We start from the raw sequence: 26,741 nt of genomic DNA on the forward strand, positions 1-26,741 counted from the left end.
AGATTGCAGCTTAAAAATAAAGATGACTAAGCATCCTGCTGGTTTTTTGCTATTCGTTGATATTTGACAAAGAGTAGGGCATTGCAAACCAGCAACACTGCACCAAAGGCAAATAGTGTGTGCATCACGCCAAATTTGTCAGAGAGAAAGCCAATCAGAATTACAGGGATGCCGTACCCCAAATAAGCGCAAACAAAATAGCCAGAGGTGAAGGGAGCAGATTGAGTGCCGCTCATCTGTACCACTTCAGCCAATCCACCCAGGTAGGTGAACCCGTAGGATGCCGTTCCAGCGATCGCCACTCCTGCCAGCACCAGCCCTAAATGACCGAGCCATGCTCCATATATGAAGCTAAAATAGCCAGCTACCAGCAGGACAGCACCGATCTGAAGTGATCGGCGTGCCTCTAGCCGACGGGCAAAAGGTTGAAACATAACCCCCGCGATCGTAATGATGAACAACATCAAACCTGCCCAGTTCGGTAGACCATATCTTGCTAACTGAGTAGGTAAAATTACACCGACAATTCCTGCCAAAGACCATGCCAATGCGATCGCTAACCCCGGCCAAACTGCGTCCATTGAAAAAATTGGCAGCCGGATTAATGCCACTGAAGTTGTTGCCTGTTCTGGAATACTAATGGTTAAACCAATACAACCCAGAAGCAAAATAAGGACGACCCAATAGCTAAACGGCACCAGTGAATAGCGATAAAACAAAGCGGCATTCGTAAACAGCGCACCACTGGAAAAGCCCAAAGCAGTGGTTAAGCTGACGTAAGCAGCAACCTTCGTGGCATTTTGTGGCATCAGCGTTGATAGGTATGCCGTTCCTGTTCCAGTCATAAAACCAACACCAATTCCTTGTAGAACTCGTGTGATGAACAGCGTGTAGATATTCGGCTGAACAATCATTAAAAATGTTGCGACACAAGCCAATAGCAAACTTGTGAGGATGACAGTTTTGCGTCCAATCCTGTCAGAGGCTCCACCCAGCAGAACTAGCGTCGGCAACAATCCTGCAATGTAAGTTGAGAAAGCAATCGCCGAAATGCCACTACCAAAACCTGCCATCTTTGCATAAGTACCATACAGAGGAATTTGCAAATTCGTTGCGTGAGTGATGAGGAAAATGGCTACTGCCACAATGAACTGGGGCCGTTTCATTGTGAAACTCCTGAAAGACAAATTGTATCCGTCAAAAAAGCCTTGGTTTGCATTAAATATGCAATTGTTCCAGCAAACTTCAGGTGCTGTAGCTGCACTTTATAAAGAACAATCTTGATAAACTAACTTTACAAAACCGTCTCAATGCCGTCTTGCACGTTCTTGAGTTTTTGGACACATTCTTACTGACTTTTGAGAAATACTTTGGGACTTACGCCCACCAATCGTTTGAAGTGTCGGTTGAGGTGGCTTTGATGGATGAAGCCAAAACTGTAAGCAACTTCTGCGATCGTCAAATTACTGTGTCGCAGTAACTGCTTGGCTTGATCAACTCTGCACTGAATCACATACTGATGTGGTGCTAACCCGGTTGAATGTTTAAATAACGTTGAAAAATAACTCTGACTCATTTGTACAATAGCTGCAAGTTCGGCAAGCGTCAAGTTCTGCTCAAGATGCTGATGAATGTAATCAATCACCTGCTGCAATTGTCTTTTGGATAAACCACTCTGAGGTTTAGAGATGGATCTTTGGGCTGAGTAGTGCCGCAATAAATGAGTCATCAGAGCAGCCGTTAACGAATTAATATAGAGACGACTGCCAACTCCGCTAGACTCAAGCTCTGACTTGAGCGCGAAGCCAAGACTGTAAATCAAGGGGTCAGGTTTGCTGAAGCTAGGGACAAGCTCGACATCAGTGGCAGTCGTCAGATCGAAGGTATGACTTGCAAACGTCCTCGCCTCAAAACTGAGAGTAATAAATTCGTACTCGGTGTTCCAATAAGCCGAATTGAGGATATCAGCTGGCACAACCGTCACATCACCATATCCAAATTGCCGCTTTTGAAAGCGATGCTCGATCATCTCTTCAACCATTGGCGGCGATGGACTGCGATCATGAATGATAATGCGATGTTGCCTGGAATAATTTTCTGCCAACTGATGCGGTGGATGGCGATGATATTGCAGTTGAATGCCGTCCCATCCTGCTTTGTCACTGGAGAGTAATGGCGCTTCCGGGTAAAGTTTCAGCACATCATCCTGCTGAACAAAATCAACAACTAAGATATCTGAAGTTACCATTGCTTGGCTCCTTCTATGGAACTGGATACTGATCAAATTGCTGCATCAGATCCAGTAGCTCAGTTTGGCTGGGTTGTCGCCCGTTTTCGGTTAACCGGGCTAACCCCTCAAAGTACTGCTCCCGTGAGTCGGCAGGACAAAAGAGGATCAGTAGGGTCGATCTCACTGTTCCAGGATTAGAGAACCCATGCGGCGTATTTTCTGGCACGAGCATCATTGCGCCCGGTGCAGCCATAATTGTTTGCCGATCCAACAGCAACTCCACTTCTCCCTCCACCACATAAAATATCTCGGTCAATTGCTTGTGGATGTGTGGACTGGCTCCTTTCGTTCCTGGTTCCATAACAAATTCAAACAAGCCAAAGTGTCCATTTGTGTTCTCCCCAGTAACTTTGAATGTGCAGGTACTGGTGCCGAGTTTAACGGACTTTCCTTCATCGGGTTGCAAAACAATCGGTAACGACATCAGAAGCTCCTTTGGATTAAGAATTGGGAATTGCAGCGACCGCGTCTATCTCAAACAATAGCCCCTCGACTGCTAATCTCGGTACAGGAATCAAAGTACTGGTGGGTTTGCGATCGCCCGACCACATTTCATTCCGTGCGGCTGAGATCAATTGCTGTTTTTCGGCATCGTGATCAACTGAGAGCACTGTAATTTTCACAACGTCTTCTGGGGTTGCCCCAACCGCTGCTAATGCTGCACGAAGGTTAGCAAATGCCTGTTTCAACTGAGTTGCAAAGTCAGCCGCAACCAGATTGCCCGTCTCATCCATGCCCAATTGACCTGCGATATAGACAAGAGTGGTGTTAGCGGGAACCGTTACAACATGGGTGAAACCGTAATCAGATGGATTGAAGAATCCAGGGGGATTGAGGTACTGAATTTGTTGAACCATGATTTGACTCTTAAATCAATTTTATTCAAAGTTGCCAGTGCAGAGATCAACCCAGTGGAGACATAATTGCTCAGGCATAGCGATCGGACATCGCCGGAATATCAATCTCTTTCACACAGGAGACGCGCGATAGTTGACGTAAACAGCGCAGTAAGAGAACCAAATCCTGCATTGGAATTTGCCTGCTGTCGTAGGTTTGGATTGCTGCCTCTGCCCCAGCTTCATAGGCGATTTCTGCCGCAATACTACCTGGGTTGAGCGAAGTCACTGGAATCCGATGCTCTCGTAAACATTCCCGCAGGGCATGAACCACACCCCGCAGACCAAATTTAGATGCGGTATTCGCCACTTCCGGTGCGCCAGAGTTATCTAAGCCCGAAAGCGAACTCATATAAACAACACGGGGATTGCTTGAACGCTTCAGATTTGGCAACAACCGATGAGTACAGAGAATCGCAGCCAGCAGATTCACTTGGATAATTTGTTCCATCTCTTCTAGAGTGGATTTTTCAAAGGAATAGGTTGGCTCAAACGCATTCTCCTCCCAAATCCCGGCGTTGTATAACAGAAAGTCAACCGTGCGATCGCCAATTGCCTCAGCCACTTTGACCGCAGCAGTCTGAGTAAGCGACAAGTCTGCCCAAATCCAAACTCTAGACACTTGATCAGCGCGATCAAGGCTAGCAGGGCGAGTTCTGGAAATGAGAAACACCGTATCGCCTGCATCTGGCAACCCAACACTGAAGCCTAAGCCAACGCCGCGACTAGCTCCAAAGATCGCAATATTTGCCATTACTGCACCAACTTGAGAAGTTGCAACTTTATAAAGAAAAACCTTTAGTAAGAATCATAAATGCTTAACTTGACTTTGTAAAGCTTTTTCTTTAATTTGTTAAGTATGAAAGCAGAATCAACTAGCGTTCGGACTCGACGGGCGATCATCCAATATCTCAAACAGGAAGGAGCAGCGGATGCGGAAACGCTCGCCTCCCACTTAAACATCACCGCAATGGCAGTGCGGCAGCATATCTACGCTTTGCAAAAAGAAGGATTGGTGACGTACCAGAAAGAAGCACGTCCGATGGGACGGCCTGCCAAGTTATGGGAGTTAACGCCTGCTGCTGATCATTTCTTCCCTGATCGCTACGCTGAGTTAACGTTGTGTCTGATTAATTCAATGAAAGAGGCATTTGGTGAAGAGGGATTTGATCGGCTATTGGAAGTTAGAACTCGCGAACAAATTCAAGCGTATCGAGCGATCATGCCTCGGCATGCTCCACTTCAACAGCAGCTAGAAGCGTTAGCAGTGCGGCGAACCGAGGAAGGCTACATGGCAGAGGTCACGGCTCAAGCCGATGGCACTTTTCTCCTCGCTGAAAAGCATTGCCCTATTTGTGCGGTGGCAACTGCTTGTACCGGGCTTTGTCGCATAGAGTTAGAAATCTTTCAAGCGGTTTTAGGTAAAGATGTGAGCATTGAACGAATTGAACACATTTTGGCAGGCGATAGACGTTGTGTATACCTGGTTATCAGTACTTAAAGAGAACTGAACAATAAAAAATTCAATTCTGACTCCTGAATTCTAAATTCTGAATTCTCTATTATTAAGAAGTAAGGCCATTTTATTAGCCGATGCCCAGCAAAACTATTGAAGTCCGAGAGTACACCGTTAGAGCGCACAAGCGGGAAATTCACACTCGCGTTTTCAATTTCGTTTGTAAGCAGTGTGAACAACCCACACAACGAGAAACCTTTGGTGTGCGACCGCTCTACTGTGAAACATGCCGTCCGCCACAAGCACCCAAGAAATCGGTAGTCCCTCTCAAGAAGAGAAAACCCAGAGCTATGAATTACTTGAGTGGTAAAGACATAGCCGGATGATTTGTTGTCTCAAGGTTTTGAGTGAGCGCACGAAAGTGAGTGAAGCAGTGCGCTCATTCGCCCAACTTAACTCAAACTGGTAAAAAGTAACAAGAATGTTTATTCGATAACTAAGTAAGACTAAAATGGGAAGCAGAGCGCCTACTGTTGTCGAAAAAGGCAAAGGTTTTTTATGAACCCATTACCCCCTGAAGTAAATACACCTGAATTAAAACCCGAAAAGATTGGTAGATTAATTAAGCGCTTTGGTATTGGTGCAATAACCGGAGTAGTGATCGCTGGATTGTATTGGAGTTATACAGATTGGTTTGGATATGCAGAACCAATAACCATAGGTATCATGGGTAGCGTGATCTTAGCAATTTTCTGTGGATTGCTAACACTTAAATGGGGATACAAAATATTAGAGAGCTTATTGGGGCTGTTGCCATAATACAAATCTTTTGTATGTAACAAAACTAATTTTATAAGTATCTATGCAGATTGTTTCCAATTTGTCGAGTCTCGACGATTTGGTAACGATGGCTACTTTGTTTATCGCGTGAACCGAGCAGATTGGCATTTGAAGGTGCTATTACATCGCGGTAGTCCAGAGCCAGCAGAACAGAACATCTGCGTCGATTTGTCAGTCAAAACCCTTAATCGTTTTGGTGAATGGGGTGCTGGTGAACCACCCATATCTGTTTTGACCCACCCTGGACAAAAAATTTTTTGGCAAGGTGTCGATTTGAGTCAGCACCGTTCGACTTACCAAAGGAGGGAAAAAAGGAAGGTATACCCTGATCGTACTAAATGATTAAATTTTTTGGCAAGGTGTCGATTTGAGCCAGCACCGTTCGACTTACTAACAAAAGGAAGCAACAGCGAGAAATAAAGGAGGCAACCCCATGAAATATTTGCTGCTAATTTACCTGGAAGAAAAAGCCCTTCAAAAGGAGAAATCATCAGTACCAAAGTTTTCGTCAATCTACCAGTTAAAAACCTTAATCAGTTGAGCCATCATAGTAAATATGTACTATTAAGTTCTTGATTTTTCATCATTTCATGCGGTTCTTAGCCCTTGGGGGCGGCTTCGCCTACAGAGTTGGGCTTCACGCTAATTACATTCCTCAATGATTCATCAAAAGGAGCTAAAGCAATGGAGACAATCAAAACACAACAGGAGCCAACAATGAATACTGAGCCACAAAAAGAACATCAGTGGCTACAGAAACTCGTCGGTGAGTGGACTTATGAAACAGAGGCAATGATGAGTCCAGATCAACCGCCTGAAAGAGCGACAGGAACGGAAAGTGTGCGATCAATTGGTGGACTCTGGGTTGTAGGTGAAGGACAGGGCGAAATGCCGTGCGGTGGTGCGGCAACAATGATAATAACGCTGGGATATGACCCGCACAAGCAACGCTATGTAGGCACCTGGGTTGGGTCAATGATGACTTATCTGTGGTTGTACGACGGTGAATTGGACGCGGCTGAAAACATGCTAACGCTCAATTCTGACGGGCCCGCGATGACGGGCGATGAGAAGATGGCAAAGTACAGAGATGTAATCGAGTTCAAGAGTGATAATCATCGGGTGATGACATCTCATGTACTGGGCGATGATGGGCAGTGGCATCAGTTTATGACCGTAAACTCTCGGCGAAAGCAGTAGCAGAACGCCAGATCAGAAAGGCGGACAGGATGGAGGCAATAGCCAATCAGTTAAACCCGATTAAAACCAAGATTGATGTTACATCTCCAATTTCAAAATATGGAGTTTTGCGTTTATCACGTAGAGTGTAACTCGATGGATGGGCTTGCTACCTCAGCCCATCCTACCGCGCTTGAGTGCAAACGACATTCTTATTTCTGTTTGCAGGCTTTGGTAAGTTCTACATTGTAGAAAGTCCCAGGTTTGGGATTAATTGAACGCAACTGCTGAATAAAAGCATTAAATGTTGTATTGCTTGTGCCGAAGCCAGCTTCAGCACAAGCAGATAAACCTCCTTCGATGGGAATAGATCCGGTACTGGGACTATATACAATGAATTTATCAACAGTGCCAGTGCCAACCCCAAACCCAATAATCTGACGAACTGTTCTCAAAGCTCCATTATCTAAGGCACCACCAATACTACCAATACTGATATTAACCGCACGACTTTCAGCCACAGCTGGCGCACTAATCGACAATACTGCCCCAACAATCATCAAACAGGTGAACTTCAACATTATTCTCGACTCCAACAAATTGAAAAACTAATAGTTAGGTTTCGACATGATTACTCCAGTATTAGGTCTTTCCTTTTCTGAAGAATGTTAATTTCTTAAAAATTCTTTATCGCCTTTGTAGACAGACCCCTGGCTGTCTAATCAGTATTTAAAGGCTTGAGACTCAAGCCACTGTGGGGCATCGAAAAGCAGTTGAGCAAACTTTCAATCGCAAAAAGCCAGCCTTTCACCTCCAAGGTGATCCATCGGGGCTAGCGAGTCACTAATGACCATGAAAATTGCAAATCCCTCAAAGCGTGGGCGCTTTGAAGGATTTTGGGTATTGATATTTGGTATTGGGTTTTTTGGCAGCTAGGTTAAATTATCTGCTTATCTCTTCTGCTGACTTTAACTCTTCAAAGGTAATACTACCGTCAGAGTCTGAATCAGAATTTACTATTAATTCCTGGGGAGTAGTAATGTTTGTTGCTGATGAGATGATTACACTTAGACCAGGACTTAAAAAAAGATCATTAATGGAGATTTTGCCGCCTTGATCGCTATCTTTTGCCGCCTTGATCGCTATCTAAGGTATTAAAAAGAGATTGAAGCTTTTGCTCGGTTGTCATAAGTTTCTATCTGAAGAACCATTTTCAACTTAATATCTCATTAATTCAGAGATTAATCTCTCAAAATTAAATAAACTTGTTTCAATTGACGTAGAAACGGCTATCGCTGGGGCTGAGATTGGGTGTATCTGCCACCAATTGACCAAATTTATCAGGGTCAACATCGTCAAACTTCAAGATCACGCCCCACCGCTCATCAATCGTTAGAGTACTGAGCAATTCTTTTACTGCATCAACCCCATTCTCTACACGTTCTATTGCTAACTGAGCATAATATTTAACCTGCTCCCACCAAGAATCACTCAGTTCTGCTTGCCTATCCCAACATACTCGCCTAATGTCATGGTTTGATGAAAAATTAGGATGATTTCAGTAATAAGCTTTCTAAGTACTGTATATCTAGCTAAGTACCTTTGTGTGTAAATATCAGTATTAGATGTTAAAGTCTTATATCCAAATTTTATTGAACCTTCTATTAGGAATTACTGCCCTTCTTTCAATAGGTGTTGGTTTCCTTTGGTGGTATCCTTTCGAGTTATTAAGTCACGGCAGAGTTTATTACTTTTTAATCTCTTTACTGATCGCTATCGGGATTTTGTGTGCTTGGTTGGCTGGAATTCGCTGGCAGGGCACACTGTTTTTTGCTCTTGCTTTGCTAGCGTTTAATAGCGTTTGGATATTACCTTGGTATCTGCCTAATAGCCATCAAGGGCGAGGCGAATCTCTTAGAATTATAGAATTTAACATCAATATTCAAAATACTCAGTTGACCAGGGTCGCTAATCTCGTTGAACAGCAAAAGCCTGATATAGCTGTATTAATCGAGATCAGCCCGCCAGCTATGAAGGAACTAACCAAGCACCTGCAAGCTACTTTACCCTTTGCTTACCGGACTCGTGGTGGTGGGTTGGCTGTTTTTAGCCGCTTTGGGTTGGTAAATCCTCAAGGAAAGACACTAAGTGCAGGAACGATTTTAACCACATCTGTAAAAACTGGCACTAAAAATATCACTTTAGTAGCAGCCCACCCTTCAGTACCGATCAAACCTGATGTTTTTGCTAAACGTAACACCGCATTAGCTGAAGTAACTCAGTACTTACAAGCTCAAAAGGATAAAAGACTAATATTTGCAGGTGACTTAAACCTAACTCCTTGGTCGCCCTACTATAAAAGACTAGTTGAAAAAACGGGACTACACAATACAAAATTGGGCTTTGGAGTAGAACCTTCATGGATTGAACCGACAACTTATGTTCACTTACCAGCCTGGATTGTATGCATAATTAAGTTGCCGATAGATCATATTTTTGTTAGTAATGATATTAAAGTAGTAGATTGTAAAACTATCAAAGGTGGAAATTCCGACCATCGGATGCTATTAAGCGATTTAGTCATTTGATAATGGTCAGGATGTTTTCAATGGCTTGGCAATAGAGATTATTTGCTCCAAACTCAAGAGCAGCAATTTGCGAAGGTTAAGTATAAATAAGATCGCTCATTTTTTAGGAAAGTAGACAGTAATCTTAAGAGTGTTCGCTCATAACTTAACGGTTAAATAAATCGCAACTTACTTCGAATCATCTCTTAATTCAGCAACACCCCGATCACCATGCTACCGACACTTCATTCTCTCTGGCACTGGCTAAAAGTGGGTAGTCCGAGCCTACTTATCATTTCCCTCGGTTTGATATCGCATCCTACGGAAGCTTGGGCTTGGAAGCCGACCACCCATGTCTACCTTGGCAAACAGGCTCTTGATGATGCTTTAGAGGACGGCAAAGTTACGATTCCTCGGGTGAACTATGAGAATGGGCAAATTATTGGAGAAGTCGGTACCTACCAAGTCGATCCCAGCATTCTTGCCGCCCTCCGCAGCCATGCCCCCCAATACCGTGCTGGAATTTTGGGACCCGATGCCTATCCCGACATCTTAACTGGGCAGCAAGTGATACACCCATCCTCGTCAGATACGGGAATTACCGGAGGGTCGGATGCTTGGCTGACCTATCTATGGAACCGCGCAAACGTCACTAATACCGCAGCAGTTAGGGCGTTTACGGTGGGCTACCTCACCCATGCGGCTGGGGATATGTACGGACATACTTTTGTCAATTATTTCTCGGGTGACTCCTTTGCTATCAGACCACCCGCAGGGCCTGCCAATGCAGTGAAGCATATCGTTCTAGAGGGCTATGTTGATAAACGTATAGATGCCACTGCCCTGGACGCGAATTTTTTTAATGTCAGCATTAGTGGTGTTGACGATTTTATTTACCAAAACATGGTCGATGCTCGACCGGGAACGTCTCTGGATAGTCAGCTACTGCGAGCTGGAGCTAATGGCACAGAATTTTCCATTCCTCGGATTTATTCGACCTTGCGGGCTAATCTCCAGCGCGATATCGATGCTTACTATGCCAAAAAAGCGGACTATGATCGCCGCGCCAACGCCTGTCGCCCCTTGGACTTTAGTTGTAGCCGAGTGGCCATCCTAGCTGAAAAAGCGGCCTACGTCGCCGCTAATGGGATTCAAGTCACCTACAAAGAAGCATGGCGGGATGACATTGACAGTGGTCTTCGGGCTTGGCCTGGGGTTAGCCATGAGGTGGCAAAGGCACTGTTTTTTAACCCCGGTCGATCGGCAGACACGCAACAAGCGGAAAATGTGTTGCAGCGATATGTCACGGATCATTTATTGTCAATGTCAGGAGCTCCTGATTTTGTCGGTCTGACTATTGGTGTAGTCAGCGATATTATCGACGCAATTACACCAGACTTTCTTCTCGAACCGATCCGTAAACTGAAGGAAGATATGCTGAATACGTTGCTAAAGTCTGCGATCGGTATGACCAAGCAGGAACTGAAGGAATACCTTACAAGCCCAGACCAATACTTCAATCAGGTGTTGGGTAGTGGAGTCGGCGAAAATACCAGCTTGCAACGCTTCAACGCCGATTACCTGAAGATCAACGATACAGGCTACACCAACCCCAGCGAGTACTTCAATCCCAATGTGGTGCCTGCAACCTACAACACGATCCTTATGAGCAAACTGATTCTGCTGAGTCAAAGTGAAGTGAATCGTCTACTGAGCGATCTGGGAAGTTCTGCGCGTCTCCAACAGCCGAATGTCATGCTGGGGTTTATTAACACCCTGGATGGCGACAATCAGTGGTCGAATGGCATGGTCTTTGCCCAAGATTGCAACGCTTATCGCCAGATTTTTATGAAACAGCCTGGTGAAAAAAGCTCTTGTTCTCAATAGATGTGCTGATGTCTGAATTAGGTAATCCAAGAACAATGGAAGAAAGATTCCGCGCAATTAACGATTGGGCAGGCAGGAATGGTTACGCGGGGGCATTCCCTAATTTTCATCAAGTAGACTATAACGATGGTCGAGGAGTTGTTTTTGGCGTTATTGCTTTGAACAATGGGGTAGCCAGAGCAATAGATGTGCCCAGTAACAGTCTGAGATAAGAAGAGAGTATTCACACATAGGTGGATGCTTTAATCTAAAATTCCAAGTAATCCCAGCTGTCTTCATATACCGCATAGTAATCATCCACGAAGTGGACAGTTTTGACTATCAATAGTCATAATGTCCAGATGATTCAAGCTACCGTCACCTCCACATCAACATTGCCATGAATAGCTTTTGAGTAGGGACAGAGCTTGTATGCTTGGGCAACCACCTGTTCAGATTTCTCCCGGTCTTCCCCAGGAAGAGCAACAGTTAATTTTGCAGAGAGTATGTATCCACCATCGGCTGGATCTCTGACAATGGTTACAGCACATGTAACCGTGGCAGTTGAAGCATCAATACCAGCTTTGATTGAAACCATAAAGCGGGCTTATCTCAAGAATCGATCTCATATCTCAACTTTTAAGATTCTAAACCAGAAAAAATTGGGAAATAACACACCTTGAAAGGGCTAGTTCTATAGATGTAAAATTTGGAATCGAAAAGAATTTTATCAGGCGATTCTCCTAAGAAAAGGCAATTATCCACCGTAGTCACTAGCACCAGAAATAAACCCCGTCTCTTTGAGCAGCTGTCGTAGTTTTGTATGAGGAAATTTTGTGTCTTTGTTGTTATTTTTATACATATCAACAAAGAAGCCTTGCATCAGCGCAATAATGCTGCGGTATTCGACGATGCTAGTAACATAAAACTCATCTAACTTCATGACCCCATCAGCGTGTATCTGCTCAATGCTGTCAAGTAATATAGATCCGAGTTCATAAGGTTTTAAACCTTCTTTTATCTCATATTTTTCCATTATTCTGCGTTTATCGTTTTCAGAGCATAAATCATATCGTGAGCGAATAAGATGACCAAGATTTCGCAAGACTTCTCCGTAGTCGTAAAATTGGTTCTGCTTAAAAAAAGATTCTTCATCTTTGGTTAACGAAAAACTCTTATCAAGTACTAAACCAAAATCAGTCAAATATATCTGTTTGCCGTCAGTGAGGATGTTGCGAAAATGTGCATCGAAGTGAATAATTCGCTTTCTCCTCAAAAAGGCAATCGTCGTGCATAATTCATCTAGAGGTTGCTGAAGTTTGCTATGGTTTTCTTGCAACCATGTTTCCAGAACATACGGTATATACTCTAAAAACAGAACCAATTCATAGTTGGCGTTTGCTCTATCTAACACATAATTCTCGATACTCGCATTATTACCCCAATACTCCACAAAGCTTTTATGATTTTCCATATCGATATTCTCGCGTTGGCCAAAGAACGGAATAATTCGATAATGGTACATTAGGGGAAATGTGGCGTTCGCTCCTTCTAATACCCAGTTAGTAGTCTTAATGTGTGTTATGAGTTCACGAAAGACACCAAAACCAATAGAACCAACACCATAGTTAAAGCAAGTTGGTAAGTCATACAAATTTTTGGTAGAAAATAGGTTTTCGTATTCGATATTCGTAATCGGGATGCGCTTAACAAAAATTTTAAATTGTCCAAGAACGATGGTATGATTTCGCCCCGAGCTTGAACTTGATGTGCTTGGCTCATTATTGTCAAACAAAGAACACAATTGCATATTATCCAATCCAGCAAGTTGTGAACTAAGCTTGAAGTAACTCTTGGTTCTAAGTTCTAGATGGTTTTTAACCATTTTCTTGGTTCAGACGCAGTATAAAAAACCCTAACATTATTGTAAATGTTTTAACTGGTTGCCAAAAGGCGTTTCACCCAGGGCGGCTGCATCATGTCAATAAAAATAGTTTATTCTCAATAGAATCGAAAGTAATCTCATTAAGACTTGTTTCTTAATGAAGATTTAAGCATAGGCACATCCTTGTTAAAGTAGCGATCGCTCTAAAAACGAAACTTGGTCCTTCGTCTCCCCAATCGATGCTCTCTGTTATTGCCGAAAGTCTTGCTGATCGTCCTGGTTGGATTCATTCTCATTACCTGCAAATGGCTGGAGACTGAAATACAAAATACACTGCATAGATTTGCTTTGATTGCCGAAAAGAAAGTTAGCTAGAATTTGACCGATTGCAGATGTGAGCGCTCACGCTTTTATTTTTAGGAGTTAAAAGGTGATTATAGAATCAGTCAAGCTCTCCTAAAACTCAACTGGGTTTACCCCTGAATTCAAAGTCGCCACAAGAGTAGCTGTGCATTGTTAATTTTCGTATGCTGCTTGATTGTTAGTCGTTTTCCCCCTATCTTCACAAAAGGTAGTAGTGGTAAAGTAAATTTCCAATACTGGCAATACTTCAGGGTGATTTATGAACAAAGGGGAATTAGTGGATGCTGTAGCAGCGAAAGCTAACATCACAAAAAAGCAAGCTGATCAAGTGATCAGTGCTTTTTTAGAAGTTGTTACCGAGGCTGTAGCCGATGGGGAGAAGATAACGCTCGTTGGGTTTGGGTCATTCGAGCGACGCGAACGTTCAGAGCGCGAAGGGCGTAATCCCAAAACCAATGAGCCAATGACAATTCCGGCTACTAGAGTTCCTGCATTTTCTCCTGGAAAGCAGTTTAAAGAAAAAGTAGCACCATAGATAAATTGCTTGACCATTAGCAATCTAATCACCGCAAAACCGTAGCCCTTACTCTTATAAAGAAAGCTTCGCTTTACCTTACACAATAAACAAGGGTGAACTATTAGGTATCAAGAAATAATGTTGAAACGTCGCACAATACTAGTTGGTTTAGCTGCACTTGGCTTAAAGTTAGGTGTCAGTACACAAGTTCATGGACAATCTCCTAGCGGTCCAGAAGTTTGGCAAAGTGTCTACAATGAGGCGGCGGCTGGAGCAACAACGATAGTTACAGTTCCACTTTTGAACTCTTTTTCACCATCTATCTTGCAAGTAGTCTTTAAATTGGCAGGTTATTGGGGTGGTTAAGGCCATACCTTATTACCTTATTAACTTTTAGAGCAATATTATGAATACTAAAGTAACTCCTGACGCGATCATGCAGATAGGAATGGGTTTTTGGAGTGCAAAGACCCTGCTTGTAGCAGTTGAACTCGGTTTGTTCACCCTGCTTTCTTCATCGCCCCTTGATGGTGAAGCGCTGGCTGGTGGCTTGGGGATACATTCACGTTCAGCACGAGATTTCTTTGATGCCTTGGTGGCTTTAGGTTTGTTAGAACGCCATAACGAGCAATACAGTAATACTCAAGAAACTGAGCGATTTCTTGTTCGTGGCAAGCTTGAGTATATCGGCGGTTTCTTAGAAATGGCAAATACGCGGTTATATCCATTTTGGGGTTCGCTGACTCAAGGATTGCAAACTGGACAATCTCAAAACGAAGCTAAGAATGGGGAAAACTTTTTTACTGCACTTTATGCTGATGCCGAGCGCTTAAAGGCTTTTCTTAAAAGCATGACTGGTCTAAGCATCGGAGCGGCAAAGGCGATCACCGCAAAGTTTCCTTGGAGTGAGTACAAAACTTTCATCGACATTGGAACAGCTCAAGGTGGCTTGCCAGTGCAAGTAGCATTGGCGCATCCTCATTTATCCGGAGGTGGATTTGATTTAGCTGTTGTGCGTCCAGCTTTTGAGGAATACATTAGCTCTAATGGTCTGAGCCAACGGTTACAATTTTTTGCAGGTGACTTCTTCTGTGATCCACTACCTGTTGCTGATGTCTTAGTTATGGGGCATATCTTACATGACTGGAATCTTGAGGAAAAACTGATGTTACTGTCTAAGGCATATGAGGCACTTCCCTCTGGGGGTGCGCTTATTGTCTATGACACTATTATTGATGACAATCGATGCGAAAATACTTTTGGGCTTCTGATGAGTCTGAATATGTTGATTGAGACTCCGGGAGGATTTGATTATACTGGTGCTGACTGTATTAAGTGGATGGGTTCTGTAGGATTTCAGAAACTAAAGCAGGAGCATCTAATTGGTCCTGAGTCGATGATTTTTGGTATTAAATAACAAGTAGCAACGCCAATATAGCTTTTTTAAGGAAACCGTATTTGCTTCGGGCTGGGGGAAGCAGTAGAAGAAATTGCATATGAGGCGAAGTGGGAGCAATTGAACCAAATGATTGTCTAGTTGAATTGCGTAGGCGCAGCCCGCCGTAGGCATCGCTTTCTTAATCGCCTTAATCTCTTCCACAAGGTGCTATGGCAATGGTTGCTGATGTATATCAAAATCCTGCCAATGCGATGCTTTTTTAAGAAACGGTAAAAACTTACTTGACCAGAGTACCTATTTTGTCTTAAAGTATACTGTACTTTCTTGATATTGTCTTAATAAATATTCTTTTTAAAAGACTGAAACTTCATACTCTAAAATAGACTTTACGTTTTCACTATTATTTAGAAAAACATATTACTTTGCTTCATCATATTTTAAACTAAAAGTCATTATTAATACCCATGTAGTAACAGATTAAGTGATTGATATTAGAGAAGTAGTTGCGAAATCGAACTTGTCTAATATTATGAACAAAAAATGGGCTGCTAAACGACTTACAATCAATCTGACATCAAGTGAAGCAGAGAAGCTAGAAAAATACTGTTCAAAGACTGGCAGACCAGCAACCGATGTGATCCGGGAATTAATTCGTTCTCTGACTACTGAAGATAAAGAGTAAAAACCTATGATTAAAGAAAAGTAGATTGGATAATATTTTCTACTTTAAAATATAAAACTAATTTGGTGGATTAACTAGCGATCGCTTGGCTTGAATTGGGAATCTTAAAGAAAGTTTTGAGTGATTTTTAGTACAAATGGTTTTTAAACTTCGCTTGATTGGCGTTGACGCTTTGCTTTTAGCTCAAATGGCGTTACCTGTATTTGGCAATAACCTTACTTTCTCAGACAGAAATATAAAAAGCTAAATAGGTATAAAAAGTTACTAATTAAGTGATTCTCTTTTTCAAACAGCGCTAACTGTTCTAAATTAGCTGCGACGAAACAGAGTTTCTAGATAAACTTGGGAAACACGGCGATCTCCATCAGCATTTTGCAGCAGAAACAAAGAAATGGCTGCGGTAATAAGGCGACGTTCATCCCAATCAGGATGTTTTTCTAAGTAGGTGTTGAGAGATTGATGTAGGGTTTCAGGAAGGGTAGCAAAGATGTTTTGGGTTGAGTTCATCCGATCAAAGCTTCCGAAAGAGCAAATTATAGAGACAATAAGCTAGAGGTGATGCAGCGTTTGTACTGTTTCACCCCGTTCCTCGCTTGCCAAACCACCTGCACTAACAACTGAATATTTTTATACAGCTGATGTTCAAAATGGAACGGACGACAAAGGCTAGTCGATTTATTGTGTGCTGATTGGCTCGGTTTGTCAATGTTGCCAAATGTTAAAGAGAAATATAGAAAAAATAAATAATTACGTGAAAATGAGGGTTAGGAGCAGGTTTTCTTTACCTTGCGTAACAATAACTCAGTAAAGCAGACTGATGGTTACAGCCATCACAAAATCCCTGATGGGTGAACAGAAGCCGATTCTCTTGTAAAACAACTGTGGAAAACAGCAGAAATAGCTGTGGAAAGCCTGTGGAATCTGCTAGAAAAAGTAGAACTAATGATAAGAATTGCAAAAAGTGACAATGGGTAAGCTCTGCTATTGCCAGGGGCTGAAAACGCAATAGATTATTTGCAGCGTCATTGGTCTGTGAACTGCCATTACTTTGAACAATTTAATTCTCTCTAAAGGCTACGGGTGATAACTTTCCTGCTGGCGCGATGAGAGTACTTTTGCCACTGACGGTTGCCACCGAATGAATTAATCGCTTTACCGCTTTTGATAAATCCATTCACGCCCAGCTTTGGCTGCTGCTTCAGCACTATAGTAAATCGGATAGTCACCCAATACCGTGCCACCGGGGCTAACAATCCGAAACTGCCAGCATTTGCATGGAGTGTAAAATACGACTAAAACACGAGAGTGAATACAGACAACTGAATGAATCTTGGTGGTAGTCATAGTACTGTGTGCTTGCGCTTTTGAATATTAGTAAAGCAGCCATTCTCGTAACGAAAATAGGTATAAATGCGTTTAAAGTGAAACTAACAGATCAAGCCGGCGTTGTAGATGTTCTAGAAAACTTTTTAACATTAGCACTTTTTGCAACTAACTTAAGTATGAATAATAGTCTATCTTAAGTTAGTTTTTGTAATTTATGTGCAGCAATTAAACTGTTACTTGATAGTTACAAGAGCTTTCGATAAAGAGAGTACCTAAAAATCAAAGGTTTTAAGTACTCTTTATCTAAGCTAGGATTTAGGCATTGTACAAATTAGCCGTAATGTTGCTGTAAATTTCAGCTTTTCAGGCGTGTCAGCTCTACCGCAGGTTTAAATAATTTGACGGGAGCAAATGCTGAGATATGTTGTAGTCCAATCTCTAACGGGACTCGGCATTTTGAGAAATGCGGTATCAGGGTCAGGGTTTTGGTTAACATAGAATTTCTAGTTCTGAAGAAATAAACTATGCCCAAGACTTGGAATATTAAGATAGATAACCATTTTCAAGCCAACTCCAATTGCATCATCGCCACAGCCCATGTAGACAGCTTCCCAACAGACCTCCCCCTAGAACCCAACATCAGGGAACCCAACCGTAAAAGCGCGACCTACAGACAAGTCTTCGACTCACTGACAACCGAACCCGAAAAATTCTTCTCCCGCCACAGTGGAATCGTTCTGTCAGCCAATAAAGTTAAGCCCAACAGAAATAAAACCGAGCTAGAACTGGAGATTTTGGAAGCTAACGAGGGGGGTAGCGATGGGATTATTAACGGTGGCCATACAGTTTTAGCATTTGAGCAAGCGAAAAATTACAAATACGATTTAACCGAAGCTAGGGTAAAAATTACGATCCACATCGGATTGACTGAAGAATCAGCCAAAGACATAGCCCTGGCCTCCAACACCACAACGCCAGTTGATTCTCGCTCCAAAGTCAACGCTAGAGGTGATTACAAATTCATCAAGCAGTATTTAGCTCAGTTAGAGAGAGCAGAAGATAGAAAATTCCGCATCGCCTATTATCAAAACCAAAGCGGCGCTCCCAGAAATGCCCAGTGTAATGTTACCCATTTGCTGAAGCTCCTCTACTGCCTTGACAGAAATAAATACAATCCCGACGGCAATAAACGAACCAAACATCCAGTAGGGATGAGTCTTCCAAGTAATATTACAGACGCAGAAAGAGAAAGATTAACGGCTTTACTGCCTCTCTTGACTCATGCTCTGTGGATAGAGCAAAGACTCTATGAAATTATTCAAGACCATATCAGCAGCCCCAGAAGAAAAGGTTCCAACGATTTAGCATCAATTGATATACGTAAAACTACATTGTTGCCTGACAGCAAGTATTCATTCGGGTTTGGTGCGCCAACTGACCTGGCACTACCGATAATCGCATCATATCGGGTATTTTTGGACAAGGACTATAAATGGATTCTGCCGTTTAACGAATTCGCTGAAGATTTTCTGCAACACTTGTGGAATAACTACTTCCGCAAATATTTGGTGTCAGAGAAAACAGCAGGAAATACAGTGGGCACAAAAATCAGCCGTAATCAAGAGATTTGGGAAAGTCTCTACATATCAGCGCAAAGTTATCTCAATTCTTCCTTGGTGAAAATGGTTAACTCCAGTAAGGAAGAACAAGAATCAGAGGTGACACAAAGTACAAGCAGCAAGAGGGGAAAAGGGAAAAGCAATGGGATTAACGCAACCACTGCCCCTAAATGAATATTCTAAAACACGGTTAACTATTTACCCAACAAACTTTTAATCTTTTCCGTATTTGAGGCTGGGTATTCAGATAATCTTTTAACCAATCGCATCCCCGTGCTAATAGCCCATCTAATTGGTCAATCCGCCAAATCAGCACCTGGTTCTGCTCAGGAGAATTACCCTGAACATGGGCGAGAATATATTTACCATCTGGGCTAAAATGTACTGGCGATATAAATGTAGATGAATACTTATACTGTGCAAGTTCCTTACCTAATATATCCCAAACACGATAAATTTTATCATCTGAAGCTGTGACAATTCGCTGACCATCCGGGCTAAAAACAGCAAATCCAACCTTACTTTGATGCGGTATTTGCAGTAATTGTTTACCAGAAGTATCCCAAATAATCGCCTTATTATCTAGAGAAGTAGCAATAACTAATGTCCCATCTGGACTAAAGCTAGGACTATAAATATCTTGATTCGTCTTAAACTCTGATAACTTTTGACCTGATGTATTCCAAATACTCACTCTATTTCCATCAGTCGTAACAATACGCTCCCCATCTTGACTGAAGTTAGCACCCAAATAACTATTTTCACTGCCTTGAAATTCTACTATTTTTTCACCGGAAATATTCCACAAACTAGAGTAGTTCTTGCCGTTATAATCAAACATAGCCAAAATATATTTACTATTATGGCTCCAAGTAATACCTCTAGCTTTAAACATAGTTATTAACTTACCCGACTCTGAGAAAATTCTAGTTTTATGATCATAAGCTGTAGTCAAAATATATTTGCCATCTGGACTAAAAGCAGCATACTCTACTCCATCTTTATGTCCAGAAAGTAATAATAGCTGTTTTCCCGATGTATCCCAAACACGAGCGGTTTTATCAGATGATGCTGTGACAATCTTTTTCCCATCAGGGCTGAAATTAGCGCTACTAACTACATCTTCATGTCCGATAAATCTTGCCAACTGCTGACCATCAGTATTCCAAATTAAGATAGATTTTCTAGTTGGAGTAACAACATATTTGCCATTTGGACTCCAACTTGCTCCTGTAATAGCGTCTTTTGAATTGATAGCTACTTTAGTTACTGGTATTTTATTGGATAAATCCCAAATGCGAACAATTTTATCCTGTCCAAAAGTAACAATATATTTACCATCAGGACTCCAACGGGGGCTACTTTGATCCCCTGTTAGTTCGGTGATTAAATTACTTGATAAATCCCACGGTTTTACAGCTTCATCTCTTATATCCCACACTTTTATAGTATCATCGGTTGTAAAAAAGCGCTGACCATCTGGACTAAATTCTGCATCACCATTTAGTAATTTCTCATTTTTTATTTCTCTAATTAGCCGACCAGATAAATCCCTAACATAAGTTTTGTAAGGTGTTGATACGAAGATACGTTGGCTATCGGGACTAAAACCAGCATCCATCGTTACCCATTTATCATCTACTTTAAATCGTGTGATTTGTTTACCGGAAATATCCCAAACATAGGAGTCATTAGAGTTAGTTAAAATATATTTTCCGTTGGGACTCCAATAAGCGCTGTTAACAGCCATTGTATGCCCTGTGAATGTTTGCAATAGTTTACCTGATGTATCCCAAATCCGAGCAGTCTTATCGTCAGAAGCAGTAAGAATATATTTACTATCTGGGCTAAAATTGGCGCTATTAACTTTGGCTTGATGTTGAATTTGAAGTAATAAGTTACCAGATAAATCCCAGATACGGGCTGTTTTATCATTAGGGATATTAACTATGGTTTTACCATCCATACCTCTTTGAATAACAAGCGGATTTCCAGAAGTCGTAATGACACGTTTCCCATTTGGGCTAAAATTGGCACTAGTTACATTTTCTTGATGTCTAAGTATCGCCAATTGTTTCCCCGAAAAGTTCCAAAGGCGAACTGTTTTATCACTAGAAGTAGTGAGAACTTTGTTTCCATCGGGACTAAAGTTAGCAATAAAAACTCCGTCTTTGTGTCCTTTTAGTTCGGCTATAAGCTTACCTGACAAGTTCCAAATACTAGCAGTTTTATTATTGGAAGCGATGACGATGTACTTTCCATCGTAGCTCCAGTTCACAGTTGTAATATTGTCTTTGTAGGCAACAAATCGCTTGAGTTCATGAATATTATTAAGTATCGCTTGTAAAGCAAAAATTGGACTGCTTGCAGGATATTTTTCTAAAGGTCGTCCATCTTTTACTATTTCTTTTAACCTTTGCCCTGCATCCATAGCTGTGACTAAAGATTCAATTTGGTTTGTTTCAAACTGTTTTAGGGCTGTAATTCCTGCTTGTTCTAATCTTATACCTAACTGGGTTTCTCGTAATTGGTTAGTTGATATAGTTGCTCCGACAAAAGCAATAGCTGCTCCAAGAAGAGAACAAATAAGAACTCCACCACCGATACGAATTTGTTGTTTGGCTTGATGCTGTGCCGTAGTTAAAGTCTCGTTAGCTTGTGCTAAAATGCGACTCTCTTCTTCTTGAAATGCTAGTGCCGTAGCCATTTCTTGTTTTTCAAATTCCTGGCTGGCAGCTAAAAACTGGTAATCTTGCTGATTTAAACTTTTATTAACCGCCCAAGTTTTTGCATCTTCTAATGCTTTACCACGCAATAATCTAGAATTATCTTGACAGTTTGAACCAAACCAAGCAGATAATGCTTCTGAATAAGGTCTTAAATCGGCGAGGGCTTTTTTGACCCAGTTTAAATCAAAAACATTTGCATAAATCTGGTTATAAATCTTTAAATATCCCTGGTGTTCTACAACTAATCCAGATAGCCGTAATTCTATCTGTTCTGAGCTATCTGAAGCAGGAATTTGTCCTAATTGTAAAATTTTCTGATATAAACCAAGTAACGCGCCTGTATTATATTTGCTCATCAAAATTCTATCCTGGATTGTTTTTAAATGGGGTGGTTCATCAAAGGAATCCCAATTTTCAACTACCTGGTGTATAACAATATTTTTTACCCATTCGGATTCTGTAATTTCTGCCCGTGTTTTCAGTGATTCATAAAGAATAAAGTTCTGGGGAGCTACTAATAAATCACATAACTTTTGTGTAAGAAAGGGTTGCCCTCCAGTCCATGCTAGAACTTCTTTCAAAACAGCTTGCGGATTTTCAACTTTTCCTTCTAACCCTGATTCTAAAGGCGAAACTTCAGACAATTGAAAACCGTTAAGCTGAATTGCATGACCGATATTAAATGGCGTTCGGATTTTATCTGTAATTAAATCGCTAGGTGTTGCTACTCCCAGGAGAGCAAAAGTAATCCGATTAAACCCACTATTAAGATTACGCTTTTCATAACAACTTCTAATCCAGGAAAAAAAATCATCCCCTTGAAAGCTAAAGCTTAAAATACTATCAATCTCATCAATAAAAATAACTATTTTACCTTGGATTCTTTTTAATAAAAATTCTTCTAGAAACATATCTAAACGCTGTATTGGCGACAAGCCGTAGTTTTCTTTCCACCATGTTCTAATAAATTCGCTAGGGTTAGCTATTTCAAAGTTTGCAACCAATGTGTAAACGATACCTGCATACCACTGTTCCAGATTTATATCTTTACTACCGCGTCCAGAGATGTCAATCGTAGTACAAGCGATCCCTTCAGCTTGGAGTCGTTTAATTGTACGAACTTGCAAGCTAGTTTTACCCATTTGTCGAGAATTAAAAATATAACAAAAGTTCCCAAGTTTTAATTCATTGTAAAGATCAAAATCTGCTTGTCTAAATACGTAGCTGGGAGCATCTTCTGCCAAACTTCCACCAACTTTATATGTAAAATTGTTGTTCATTTTTTATGTTTTGCTCATTAAGCATCTGGATAGAAATAATAAGAGCGTTGGGTACGTTATAACTAACTTTAACGGACTATTAATTATTTCAGGTATGTTACGCAAACCGTAATATACCTTATAACTAAAACCTATTTCGGCGAATTAAGGCTTCTAATTCATTTGATTGATTATCAATTAAGCTTACCATCGGAGTCTGTTGATTAAATTTTATTAGCATTTGTGAACGCTCTATTTTTAAATCGTTAATTTTTTCATGTGCAGCATTTGTTATCAAGTTTTTTAAGACACTTTTATCTACTTGCGGTTGTGTGCTGGATAGTTGTTTATACAAATCCTGGAGTTGAGTATCAAAATGCTGAATCGTTGGATGTTGAGGTAGAAAGCGTGCTAAATTTAATGCTCGCTCGACTTCTATTTTGGCGATTGATTTTAAAATAGTACCAGTTGTAATCTGCGGGACTGCAATATTTACCCCCAAGCGGGATAATTCATTTCTGGTTTGATTTAACATATTTTGATTTCTGGAATCCATCTGACCAGTTCCAAAAACCCCATTTAGATATTGCTGAAAAAGTTTTTCTGCTGCTTTATAATCTGCAATTGCACTTGCTTTGTTCCCTAAATCCCGGTGCATATTGCCTCTAAAAAAGTACTCCTCAGCATTGGGACTACTATCACCAATTAATTGAGTCAAATCTGAAATCGCTTCTTGCCTTTCGCCTAACTTTTCATAAGCCCTAGCCCTATTCCAATATGCAGGACGACTAAAACCAAATTTACCTGTATTTTGCCTGATTACTTCAGTATAGTCTGCCACTGCGGCTTTGTAATTCCCAATTACAGCGTAAGCATTTGCACGATGGTAGTAGGGTTCTTCAGCTTTAGGATTGAGCCGAATTGCCTGCGTGAAAGAAGAAACCGCAGCGAGTGAGTCTTTTTGGCAGTCCTCTTGAAAGTGTCCCATGCCTATGAAATCGTTTACTGTATTAAGATGTAGTGGCTTAAGAGTTTGACACTCAGTAGAAGCATTATCATCTGGTATTTGTGCAACTAATGGTATTGAAAAACCTAGTAGTAAAATAGATGATGCATAAGCTAATAAGGAAGGTATAGGGAAGGCAAATTTCATAATTATATAATCCGGAAAGATTTTCAGTTAAAGTAGGACTAGCGTTCACAGGCTACACCTCGAACCTTATCCCTACTGCTCCGATTTAACCTTGACTACACTTGAGTTCGCATAGGGGTATATCGAGTAGGTATCGACTTTGTAGTGAGATTGAATATTTGAAAATTTTGCAAAAAATAGAAAATGAGCAGTTGTAATATCAAAAATGCCACGTTCGGTTAGAGTACGTCCTGAATTAATATCACAGGTAAAGTCAGCGTTACCGCGTAATGGCTATATTCGTCAAACTGATTTGGCAGAACATTTGCAAATATCTCAATCTACTATCAGCAGTTTTCTTAATGGCAGAGCTGTAGATTACCTTAACTTTAGAGAAATTTGTCGTGTTTTAGGGCTGGAATGGCAAGATATTGCTGATTTAACTACTGATTTAACAGTAGAAAGTGGGAAAAATATATTTTTATCACCCTTAGTAGGCACTGTAGAGGAAAATAACAAAGAAACTCAAGAAATATTTTCATCCCACTCTCTAGAGCATCCATCCGGGCAAGTACCATTAGATTCACCATTTTATATCAAGCGTTCCCCAATCGAAGAACGATGTTATGAACAAATTCATAAACCCGGTGCTTTAATTAGAATTAAAGCGCCAAGGCAGATGGGTAAAACGTCTCTTCTAGCAAGGGTTATTAATGAATCCCATTCTCAAGGGGATTGTACCGTCATCTTAGATTTCCAACTTGCAGCCCAAGAGATTTTCGTTAATTCAGATAAGTTTTTACGCTGGTTTTGTGCAAGTGTTAGTTTAGCTTTAGATATCCCCAATAAACTTAGTGAATATTGGGATTTAGCGGAAATGTTGGGTAGTAGCATGGCATGTAAAGCCTATTTTGAGGAATATCTACTACCAACAATTAATAAGCCGCTAACCCTTGGTTTGGATGAAGTTGATAAAGTTTTTGAATATCCCGAAATTTACCGAGATTTCTTTGGATTGCTACGCGCTTTACACGAAGAAGGCAAACGGCGAGAGGTTTGGAAAAGACTGCGATTGGTGATTGTACATTCTACAGAAGTTTATGTTCCTCTTGATATTAATCAATCGCCGTTTAATGTAGGGTTGTCTATAGAATTACCTGAATTTAATAATAAACAGATTTTGGACTTAGTTCAAAGGTATAAACTAGATTTGGATGAAACGAAAGTTGAAAAATTAATGATGCTAGTGGGTGGACATCCATTTCTAGTACGTTTTAGCCTTTATCATATAGCCAATAAAAACGTTACTTTAACACAGATCCTACAAAATCCCACAAGTTCATCGAGTATCTACGCAGACCATCTACGTCGCCAAAGTTTAATTCTTACGCAGAATCCGGAATTAGCAAATGCAATGAAAGATGTAATTATTAATAAGTCTGCTAAACTACCGACAGTAACTAAATTTAAATTGCACAGTCTTGGACTGATAAAATTGCAAGGAAATAGCGTATTACCAAGCTGTAATTTATATAATCAGTATTTACAAATTTATTTGTAAACAAGTATTTTTTTGACTAAAAGAAAGGCAGAGAGCGGCTGCTAGTGCGCCCTAAAAAAGGCAGCGATTTATGAAAGATAAGGGCGTTGGAACCGCTTTGCAACTGGTTTACGGGACTTGAAGATCAGGCGATAAAGCCCCGTCTCAGCAAAGTCAAGCATTTCTTGTCCTTGAGGATTGTCATCAGCAGGGATATAGATATTAGCTATACCCCTTTTATCTTCAACAAAATTAGCTAACGCATCACTAACAATTTTTAATTTTAAGAATCGGCAGACATCCGCCGCTTAAACCAATGATTCTGTGCTCCATGATTTATTCCTCTTTTTGAACCAATAATTTCCCAGACGCTCCAGCCATAAAACCCAACCCAATCGCCGTTAAAGTGACGCTGGGCTTGATAAATAAGGTCGCAATTCCAATAACTGCACCCCAAACGCAGCCATAACAGCAAACGATAATCAACAGATTTTTGGGTTTAGCCCTTTCATCTGATATTGTATGAACGAGCAGAATTTAGCCGTTCAGCAGGAATATAGCTTAGGAAATACCAATGAACTTAAGCATTCAACAGATCGTGCCAGAGGACGTTGCATTAATGGAGGCTCTATTAGCGACCTTTGGTGAGGCGTTCGATCAGGTGGAGACCTATGGAAATCCCCCTAGTGCAGACTACCTGCGGCAACTGCTCGATAGTGACTACTTCATTGCGATCGCCGCATTGAAAGAAGGTGAGGTCGTTGGCGGTCTGACTGCCTACGAGCTTAAAAAGTTCGAGCAGGAGCGCAGCGAGATTTACATCTACGATCTAGCTGTTGCCGCCGCACACCGACGGCAGGGGATCGCAACGGCATTAATTCAGAAGCTTCAAGAAGTAGCAGCAGCATGTGGAGCTTATGTCATTTTCGTCCAGGCGGATATCGGTGACGATCCAGCCATTAAACTTTATACAAAGTTGGGCGAGCGCGAAGACGTATTGCATTTCGACATACCAGTTAATGGCGGCAATGACAATGCCTAATGCTTATCCGAGTAGTGGCTTTTCGAGAAGGGCATACTAGAGAGCGGGTCAATTTTTTACAATCTTTCTAAATCCTGGTTGAGTCATAATCAGCGATCAAACGCAGTTTTTTTTCGTGCGAAAACCCTATGAAAATTTGCGGTTACTAGATAGA

28 protein-coding genes and 2 pseudogenes are annotated in these 26,741 nt (G+C 41.2%); 15 read left to right on the forward strand and 15 right to left on the reverse strand.

What is annotated here, in order from left to right; genetic code table 11:
* Nucleotides 1–26 precede the first annotated feature (26 nt).
* The 5 genes from RMY27_RS05590 to RMY27_RS05610 all read right to left on the reverse strand — a co-directional run bounded on the left by RMY27_RS05590 (nt 27) and on the right by RMY27_RS05610 (nt 3,940).
* Nucleotides 27–1,226, reverse strand: coding sequence for an MFS transporter (locus RMY27_RS05590; RefSeq protein ID WP_322661494.1), 1,200 nt, complete (start codon nt 1,224–1,226; stop codon nt 27–29).
* Between the two features lie 122 nt (nt 1,227–1,348).
* On the reverse strand, nt 1,349–2,248 hold the full coding sequence (locus RMY27_RS05595) for an AraC family transcriptional regulator (RefSeq protein ID WP_322661182.1): 900 nt from the start codon (nt 2,246–2,248) through the stop codon (nt 1,349–1,351).
* A gap of 13 nt (nt 2,249–2,261) precedes the next feature.
* On the reverse strand, nt 2,262–2,714 hold the full coding sequence (locus RMY27_RS05600) for a cupin domain-containing protein (protein ID WP_322661184.1): 453 nt from the start codon (nt 2,712–2,714) through the stop codon (nt 2,262–2,264).
* Nucleotides 2,715–2,730: 16 nt separating this feature from the next.
* Nucleotides 2,731–3,147, reverse strand: a complete 417-nt coding sequence (locus tag RMY27_RS05605; protein WP_322661186.1) for a RidA family protein — start codon at nt 3,145–3,147, stop codon at nt 2,731–2,733.
* 70 nt (nt 3,148–3,217) lie between these two features.
* Complete coding sequence (locus RMY27_RS05610) at nt 3,218–3,940, reverse strand: SDR family oxidoreductase (protein WP_322661188.1); 723 nt, start codon at nt 3,938–3,940, stop codon at nt 3,218–3,220.
* Nucleotides 3,941–4,045: 105 nt separating this feature from the next.
* Here RMY27_RS05610 and RMY27_RS05615 point away from each other — a divergent pair, with 105 nt between their 5' ends.
* From RMY27_RS05615 to RMY27_RS05635, 5 genes are all read left to right on the forward strand, one after another.
* Nucleotides 4,046–4,687 (forward strand): metalloregulator ArsR/SmtB family transcription factor, encoded by a 642-nt coding sequence (locus RMY27_RS05615; RefSeq protein WP_322661190.1) that lies wholly within the window; start codon nt 4,046–4,048, stop codon nt 4,685–4,687.
* Nucleotides 4,688–4,779: 92 nt separating this feature from the next.
* Nucleotides 4,780–5,028, forward strand: coding sequence for a hypothetical protein (locus RMY27_RS05620; RefSeq protein ID WP_322661191.1), 249 nt, complete (start codon nt 4,780–4,782; stop codon nt 5,026–5,028).
* Between the two features lie 172 nt (nt 5,029–5,200).
* Nucleotides 5,201–5,461: a hypothetical protein gene (locus RMY27_RS05625; protein ID WP_322661193.1), complete on the forward strand. Its 261-nt coding sequence runs from the start codon at nt 5,201–5,203 to the stop codon at nt 5,459–5,461.
* Between the two features lie 108 nt (nt 5,462–5,569).
* Nucleotides 5,570–5,824 carry a hypothetical protein gene (locus RMY27_RS05630; RefSeq protein ID WP_322661195.1) on the forward strand — a complete coding sequence of 85 codons (255 nt, stop codon included), beginning with the start codon at nt 5,570–5,572 and terminating at the stop codon, nt 5,822–5,824.
* Between the two features lie 264 nt (nt 5,825–6,088).
* Nucleotides 6,089–6,682: a DUF1579 domain-containing protein gene (locus RMY27_RS05635; protein ID WP_322661197.1), complete on the forward strand. Its 594-nt coding sequence runs from the start codon at nt 6,089–6,091 to the stop codon at nt 6,680–6,682.
* A gap of 191 nt (nt 6,683–6,873) precedes the next feature.
* Here RMY27_RS05635 and RMY27_RS05640 read toward each other — a convergent pair whose 3' ends face one another.
* The 3 genes and pseudogenes from RMY27_RS05640 to RMY27_RS05650 all read right to left on the reverse strand — a co-directional run bounded on the left by RMY27_RS05640 (nt 6,874) and on the right by RMY27_RS05650 (nt 8,069).
* Entirely contained in the window at nt 6,874–7,242 is a 369-nt protein-coding gene (locus RMY27_RS05640) for a hypothetical protein (RefSeq protein ID WP_322661199.1), read from the reverse strand.
* Nucleotides 7,243–7,603: 361 nt separating this feature from the next.
* A pseudogene (locus tag RMY27_RS05645) lies at nt 7,604–7,850 on the reverse strand (EF-hand domain-containing protein).
* A gap of 81 nt (nt 7,851–7,931) precedes the next feature.
* Nucleotides 7,932–8,069 carry a hypothetical protein gene (locus RMY27_RS05650; protein ID WP_322661201.1) on the reverse strand — a complete coding sequence of 46 codons (138 nt, stop codon included), beginning with the start codon at nt 8,067–8,069 and terminating at the stop codon, nt 7,932–7,934.
* Between the two features lie 244 nt (nt 8,070–8,313).
* Between RMY27_RS05650 and RMY27_RS05655 the strand changes: the two genes are divergently transcribed.
* From RMY27_RS05655 to RMY27_RS05665, 3 genes are all read left to right on the forward strand, one after another.
* Complete coding sequence (locus RMY27_RS05655; RefSeq protein WP_322661203.1) at nt 8,314–9,249, forward strand: endonuclease/exonuclease/phosphatase family protein; 936 nt, start codon at nt 8,314–8,316, stop codon at nt 9,247–9,249.
* Nucleotides 9,250–10,131: 882 nt separating this feature from the next.
* On the forward strand, nt 10,132–11,115 hold the full coding sequence (locus RMY27_RS05660) for a hypothetical protein (RefSeq protein ID WP_322661205.1): 984 nt from the start codon (nt 10,132–10,134) through the stop codon (nt 11,113–11,115).
* Nucleotides 11,116–11,150: 35 nt separating this feature from the next.
* Entirely contained in the window at nt 11,151–11,327 is a 177-nt protein-coding gene (locus RMY27_RS05665) for a hypothetical protein (protein WP_322661207.1), read from the forward strand.
* Between the two features lie 134 nt (nt 11,328–11,461).
* Here RMY27_RS05665 and RMY27_RS05670 read toward each other — a convergent pair whose 3' ends face one another.
* Both RMY27_RS05670 and RMY27_RS05675 read right to left on the reverse strand, forming a co-directional pair.
* Nucleotides 11,462–11,692 carry an OsmC family protein gene (locus RMY27_RS05670; protein ID WP_322661209.1) on the reverse strand — a complete coding sequence of 77 codons (231 nt, stop codon included), beginning with the start codon at nt 11,690–11,692 and terminating at the stop codon, nt 11,462–11,464.
* A 159-nt stretch (nt 11,693–11,851) separates the two neighbouring features.
* Complete coding sequence (locus RMY27_RS05675) at nt 11,852–12,979, reverse strand: protein kinase (RefSeq protein WP_322661211.1); 1,128 nt, start codon at nt 12,977–12,979, stop codon at nt 11,852–11,854.
* Nucleotides 12,980–13,601: 622 nt separating this feature from the next.
* Between RMY27_RS05675 and RMY27_RS05680 the strand changes: the two genes are divergently transcribed.
* The 4 genes from RMY27_RS05680 to RMY27_RS05695 all read left to right on the forward strand — a co-directional run bounded on the left by RMY27_RS05680 (nt 13,602) and on the right by RMY27_RS05695 (nt 15,940).
* The gene (locus RMY27_RS05680) at nt 13,602–13,877 is read left to right on the forward strand and encodes an HU family DNA-binding protein (RefSeq protein ID WP_322661213.1); all 276 of its coding nucleotides are present in this window, start codon (nt 13,602–13,604) and stop codon (nt 13,875–13,877) included.
* Between the two features lie 120 nt (nt 13,878–13,997).
* Nucleotides 13,998–14,225 carry a hypothetical protein gene (locus tag RMY27_RS05685; protein WP_322661215.1) on the forward strand — a complete coding sequence of 76 codons (228 nt, stop codon included), beginning with the start codon at nt 13,998–14,000 and terminating at the stop codon, nt 14,223–14,225.
* Nucleotides 14,226–14,265: 40 nt separating this feature from the next.
* The gene (locus RMY27_RS05690) at nt 14,266–15,276 is read left to right on the forward strand and encodes a methyltransferase (protein WP_322661217.1); all 1,011 of its coding nucleotides are present in this window, start codon (nt 14,266–14,268) and stop codon (nt 15,274–15,276) included.
* Between the two features lie 511 nt (nt 15,277–15,787).
* Nucleotides 15,788–15,940: a ribbon-helix-helix protein, CopG family gene (locus RMY27_RS05695; RefSeq protein ID WP_229558073.1), complete on the forward strand. Its 153-nt coding sequence runs from the start codon at nt 15,788–15,790 to the stop codon at nt 15,938–15,940.
* Between the two features lie 309 nt (nt 15,941–16,249).
* Here RMY27_RS05695 and RMY27_RS05700 read toward each other — a convergent pair whose 3' ends face one another.
* Both RMY27_RS05700 and RMY27_RS05705 read right to left on the reverse strand, forming a co-directional pair.
* Nucleotides 16,250–16,447, reverse strand: coding sequence for a DUF2811 domain-containing protein (locus tag RMY27_RS05700; protein ID WP_322661219.1), 198 nt, complete (start codon nt 16,445–16,447; stop codon nt 16,250–16,252).
* Nucleotides 16,448–17,092: 645 nt separating this feature from the next.
* Complete coding sequence (locus tag RMY27_RS05705; RefSeq protein ID WP_229558070.1) at nt 17,093–17,284, reverse strand: hypothetical protein; 192 nt, start codon at nt 17,282–17,284, stop codon at nt 17,093–17,095.
* Between the two features lie 506 nt (nt 17,285–17,790).
* Here RMY27_RS05705 and RMY27_RS05710 point away from each other — a divergent pair.
* Nucleotides 17,791–19,059: an AIPR family protein gene (locus tag RMY27_RS05710; RefSeq protein ID WP_322661222.1), complete on the forward strand. Its 1,269-nt coding sequence runs from the start codon at nt 17,791–17,793 to the stop codon at nt 19,057–19,059.
* A gap of 16 nt (nt 19,060–19,075) precedes the next feature.
* Here the strand turns inward: RMY27_RS05710 and RMY27_RS05715 are convergent, their stop codons facing one another.
* A complete protein-coding gene (locus RMY27_RS05715) occupies nt 19,076–22,894 on the reverse strand; it encodes an AAA-like domain-containing protein (protein ID WP_322661224.1) in 3,819 nt (1,272 codons plus the stop codon).
* 124 nt (nt 22,895–23,018) lie between these two features.
* A complete protein-coding gene (locus RMY27_RS05720) occupies nt 23,019–24,026 on the reverse strand; it encodes a tetratricopeptide repeat protein (protein ID WP_322661226.1) in 1,008 nt (335 codons plus the stop codon).
* A 205-nt stretch (nt 24,027–24,231) separates the two neighbouring features.
* Between RMY27_RS05720 and RMY27_RS05725 the strand changes: the two genes are divergently transcribed.
* A complete protein-coding gene (locus tag RMY27_RS05725; protein WP_322661228.1) occupies nt 24,232–25,566 on the forward strand; it encodes an AAA-like domain-containing protein in 1,335 nt (444 codons plus the stop codon).
* Between the two features lie 68 nt (nt 25,567–25,634).
* Here RMY27_RS05725 and RMY27_RS35450 read toward each other — a convergent pair.
* Nucleotides 25,635–25,841: pseudogene (locus tag RMY27_RS35450) on the reverse strand (BRO family protein); the annotation flags it as partial.
* Between the two features lie 278 nt (nt 25,842–26,119).
* Here RMY27_RS35450 and RMY27_RS05730 point away from each other — a divergent pair.
* On the forward strand, nt 26,120–26,587 hold the full coding sequence (locus tag RMY27_RS05730) for an AAC(3)-I family aminoglycoside N-acetyltransferase (protein WP_322661230.1): 468 nt from the start codon (nt 26,120–26,122) through the stop codon (nt 26,585–26,587).
* The last annotated feature ends 154 nt before the right edge of the window (nt 26,588–26,741 follow it).

It is taken from the genome of Nostoc sp. DedQUE09 (assembly GCF_034530915.1).
Taxonomy (GTDB): Bacteria; Cyanobacteriota; Cyanobacteriia; order Cyanobacteriales; family Nostocaceae; genus Nostoc.

Excerpts from the sequence above, each read along its gene's own strand:
- RMY27_RS05595 (WP_322661182.1), bottom strand. The coding sequence starts at position 2,248 with ATGGTAACTTCAGATATCTTAGTTGTTGATTTTGTTCAGCAGGATGAT.
- RMY27_RS05600 (WP_322661184.1), bottom strand. The coding sequence starts at position 2,714 with ATGTCGTTACCGATTGTTTTGCAACCCGATGAAGGAAAGTCCGTTAAA.
- RMY27_RS05605 (WP_322661186.1), bottom strand. The coding sequence starts at position 3,147 with ATGGTTCAACAAATTCAGTACCTCAATCCCCCTGGATTCTTCAATCCA.
- RMY27_RS05610 (WP_322661188.1), bottom strand. The coding sequence starts at position 3,940 with ATGGCAAATATTGCGATCTTTGGAGCTAGTCGCGGCGTTGGCTTAGGC.
- RMY27_RS05615 (WP_322661190.1), top strand. The coding sequence starts at position 4,046 with ATGAAAGCAGAATCAACTAGCGTTCGGACTCGACGGGCGATCATCCAA.
- RMY27_RS05620 (WP_322661191.1), top strand. The coding sequence starts at position 4,780 with ATGCCCAGCAAAACTATTGAAGTCCGAGAGTACACCGTTAGAGCGCAC.
- RMY27_RS05625 (WP_322661193.1), top strand. The coding sequence starts at position 5,201 with ATGAACCCATTACCCCCTGAAGTAAATACACCTGAATTAAAACCCGAA.
- RMY27_RS05640 (WP_322661199.1), bottom strand. The coding sequence starts at position 7,242 with ATGTTGAAGTTCACCTGTTTGATGATTGTTGGGGCAGTATTGTCGATT.
- RMY27_RS05660 (WP_322661205.1), top strand. The coding sequence starts at position 10,132 with ATGGTCGATGCTCGACCGGGAACGTCTCTGGATAGTCAGCTACTGCGA.
- RMY27_RS05665 (WP_322661207.1), top strand. The coding sequence starts at position 11,151 with ATGGAAGAAAGATTCCGCGCAATTAACGATTGGGCAGGCAGGAATGGT.
- RMY27_RS05670 (WP_322661209.1), bottom strand. The coding sequence starts at position 11,692 with ATGGTTTCAATCAAAGCTGGTATTGATGCTTCAACTGCCACGGTTACA.
- RMY27_RS05675 (WP_322661211.1), bottom strand. The coding sequence starts at position 12,979 with ATGGTTAAAAACCATCTAGAACTTAGAACCAAGAGTTACTTCAAGCTT.
- RMY27_RS05680 (WP_322661213.1), top strand. The coding sequence starts at position 13,602 with ATGAACAAAGGGGAATTAGTGGATGCTGTAGCAGCGAAAGCTAACATC.
- RMY27_RS05685 (WP_322661215.1), top strand. The coding sequence starts at position 13,998 with ATGTTGAAACGTCGCACAATACTAGTTGGTTTAGCTGCACTTGGCTTA.
- RMY27_RS05690 (WP_322661217.1), top strand. The coding sequence starts at position 14,266 with ATGAATACTAAAGTAACTCCTGACGCGATCATGCAGATAGGAATGGGT.
- RMY27_RS05695 (WP_229558073.1), top strand. The coding sequence starts at position 15,788 with ATGAACAAAAAATGGGCTGCTAAACGACTTACAATCAATCTGACATCA.
- RMY27_RS05700 (WP_322661219.1), bottom strand. The coding sequence starts at position 16,447 with ATGAACTCAACCCAAAACATCTTTGCTACCCTTCCTGAAACCCTACAT.
- RMY27_RS05705 (WP_229558070.1), bottom strand. The coding sequence starts at position 17,284 with ATGACTACCACCAAGATTCATTCAGTTGTCTGTATTCACTCTCGTGTT.
- RMY27_RS05710 (WP_322661222.1), top strand. The coding sequence starts at position 17,791 with ATGCCCAAGACTTGGAATATTAAGATAGATAACCATTTTCAAGCCAAC.
- RMY27_RS05715 (WP_322661224.1), bottom strand. The coding sequence starts at position 22,894 with ATGAACAACAATTTTACATATAAAGTTGGTGGAAGTTTGGCAGAAGAT.
- RMY27_RS05720 (WP_322661226.1), bottom strand. The coding sequence starts at position 24,026 with ATGAAATTTGCCTTCCCTATACCTTCCTTATTAGCTTATGCATCATCT.
- RMY27_RS05725 (WP_322661228.1), top strand. The coding sequence starts at position 24,232 with ATGCCACGTTCGGTTAGAGTACGTCCTGAATTAATATCACAGGTAAAG.
- RMY27_RS05730 (WP_322661230.1), top strand. The coding sequence starts at position 26,120 with ATGAACTTAAGCATTCAACAGATCGTGCCAGAGGACGTTGCATTAATG.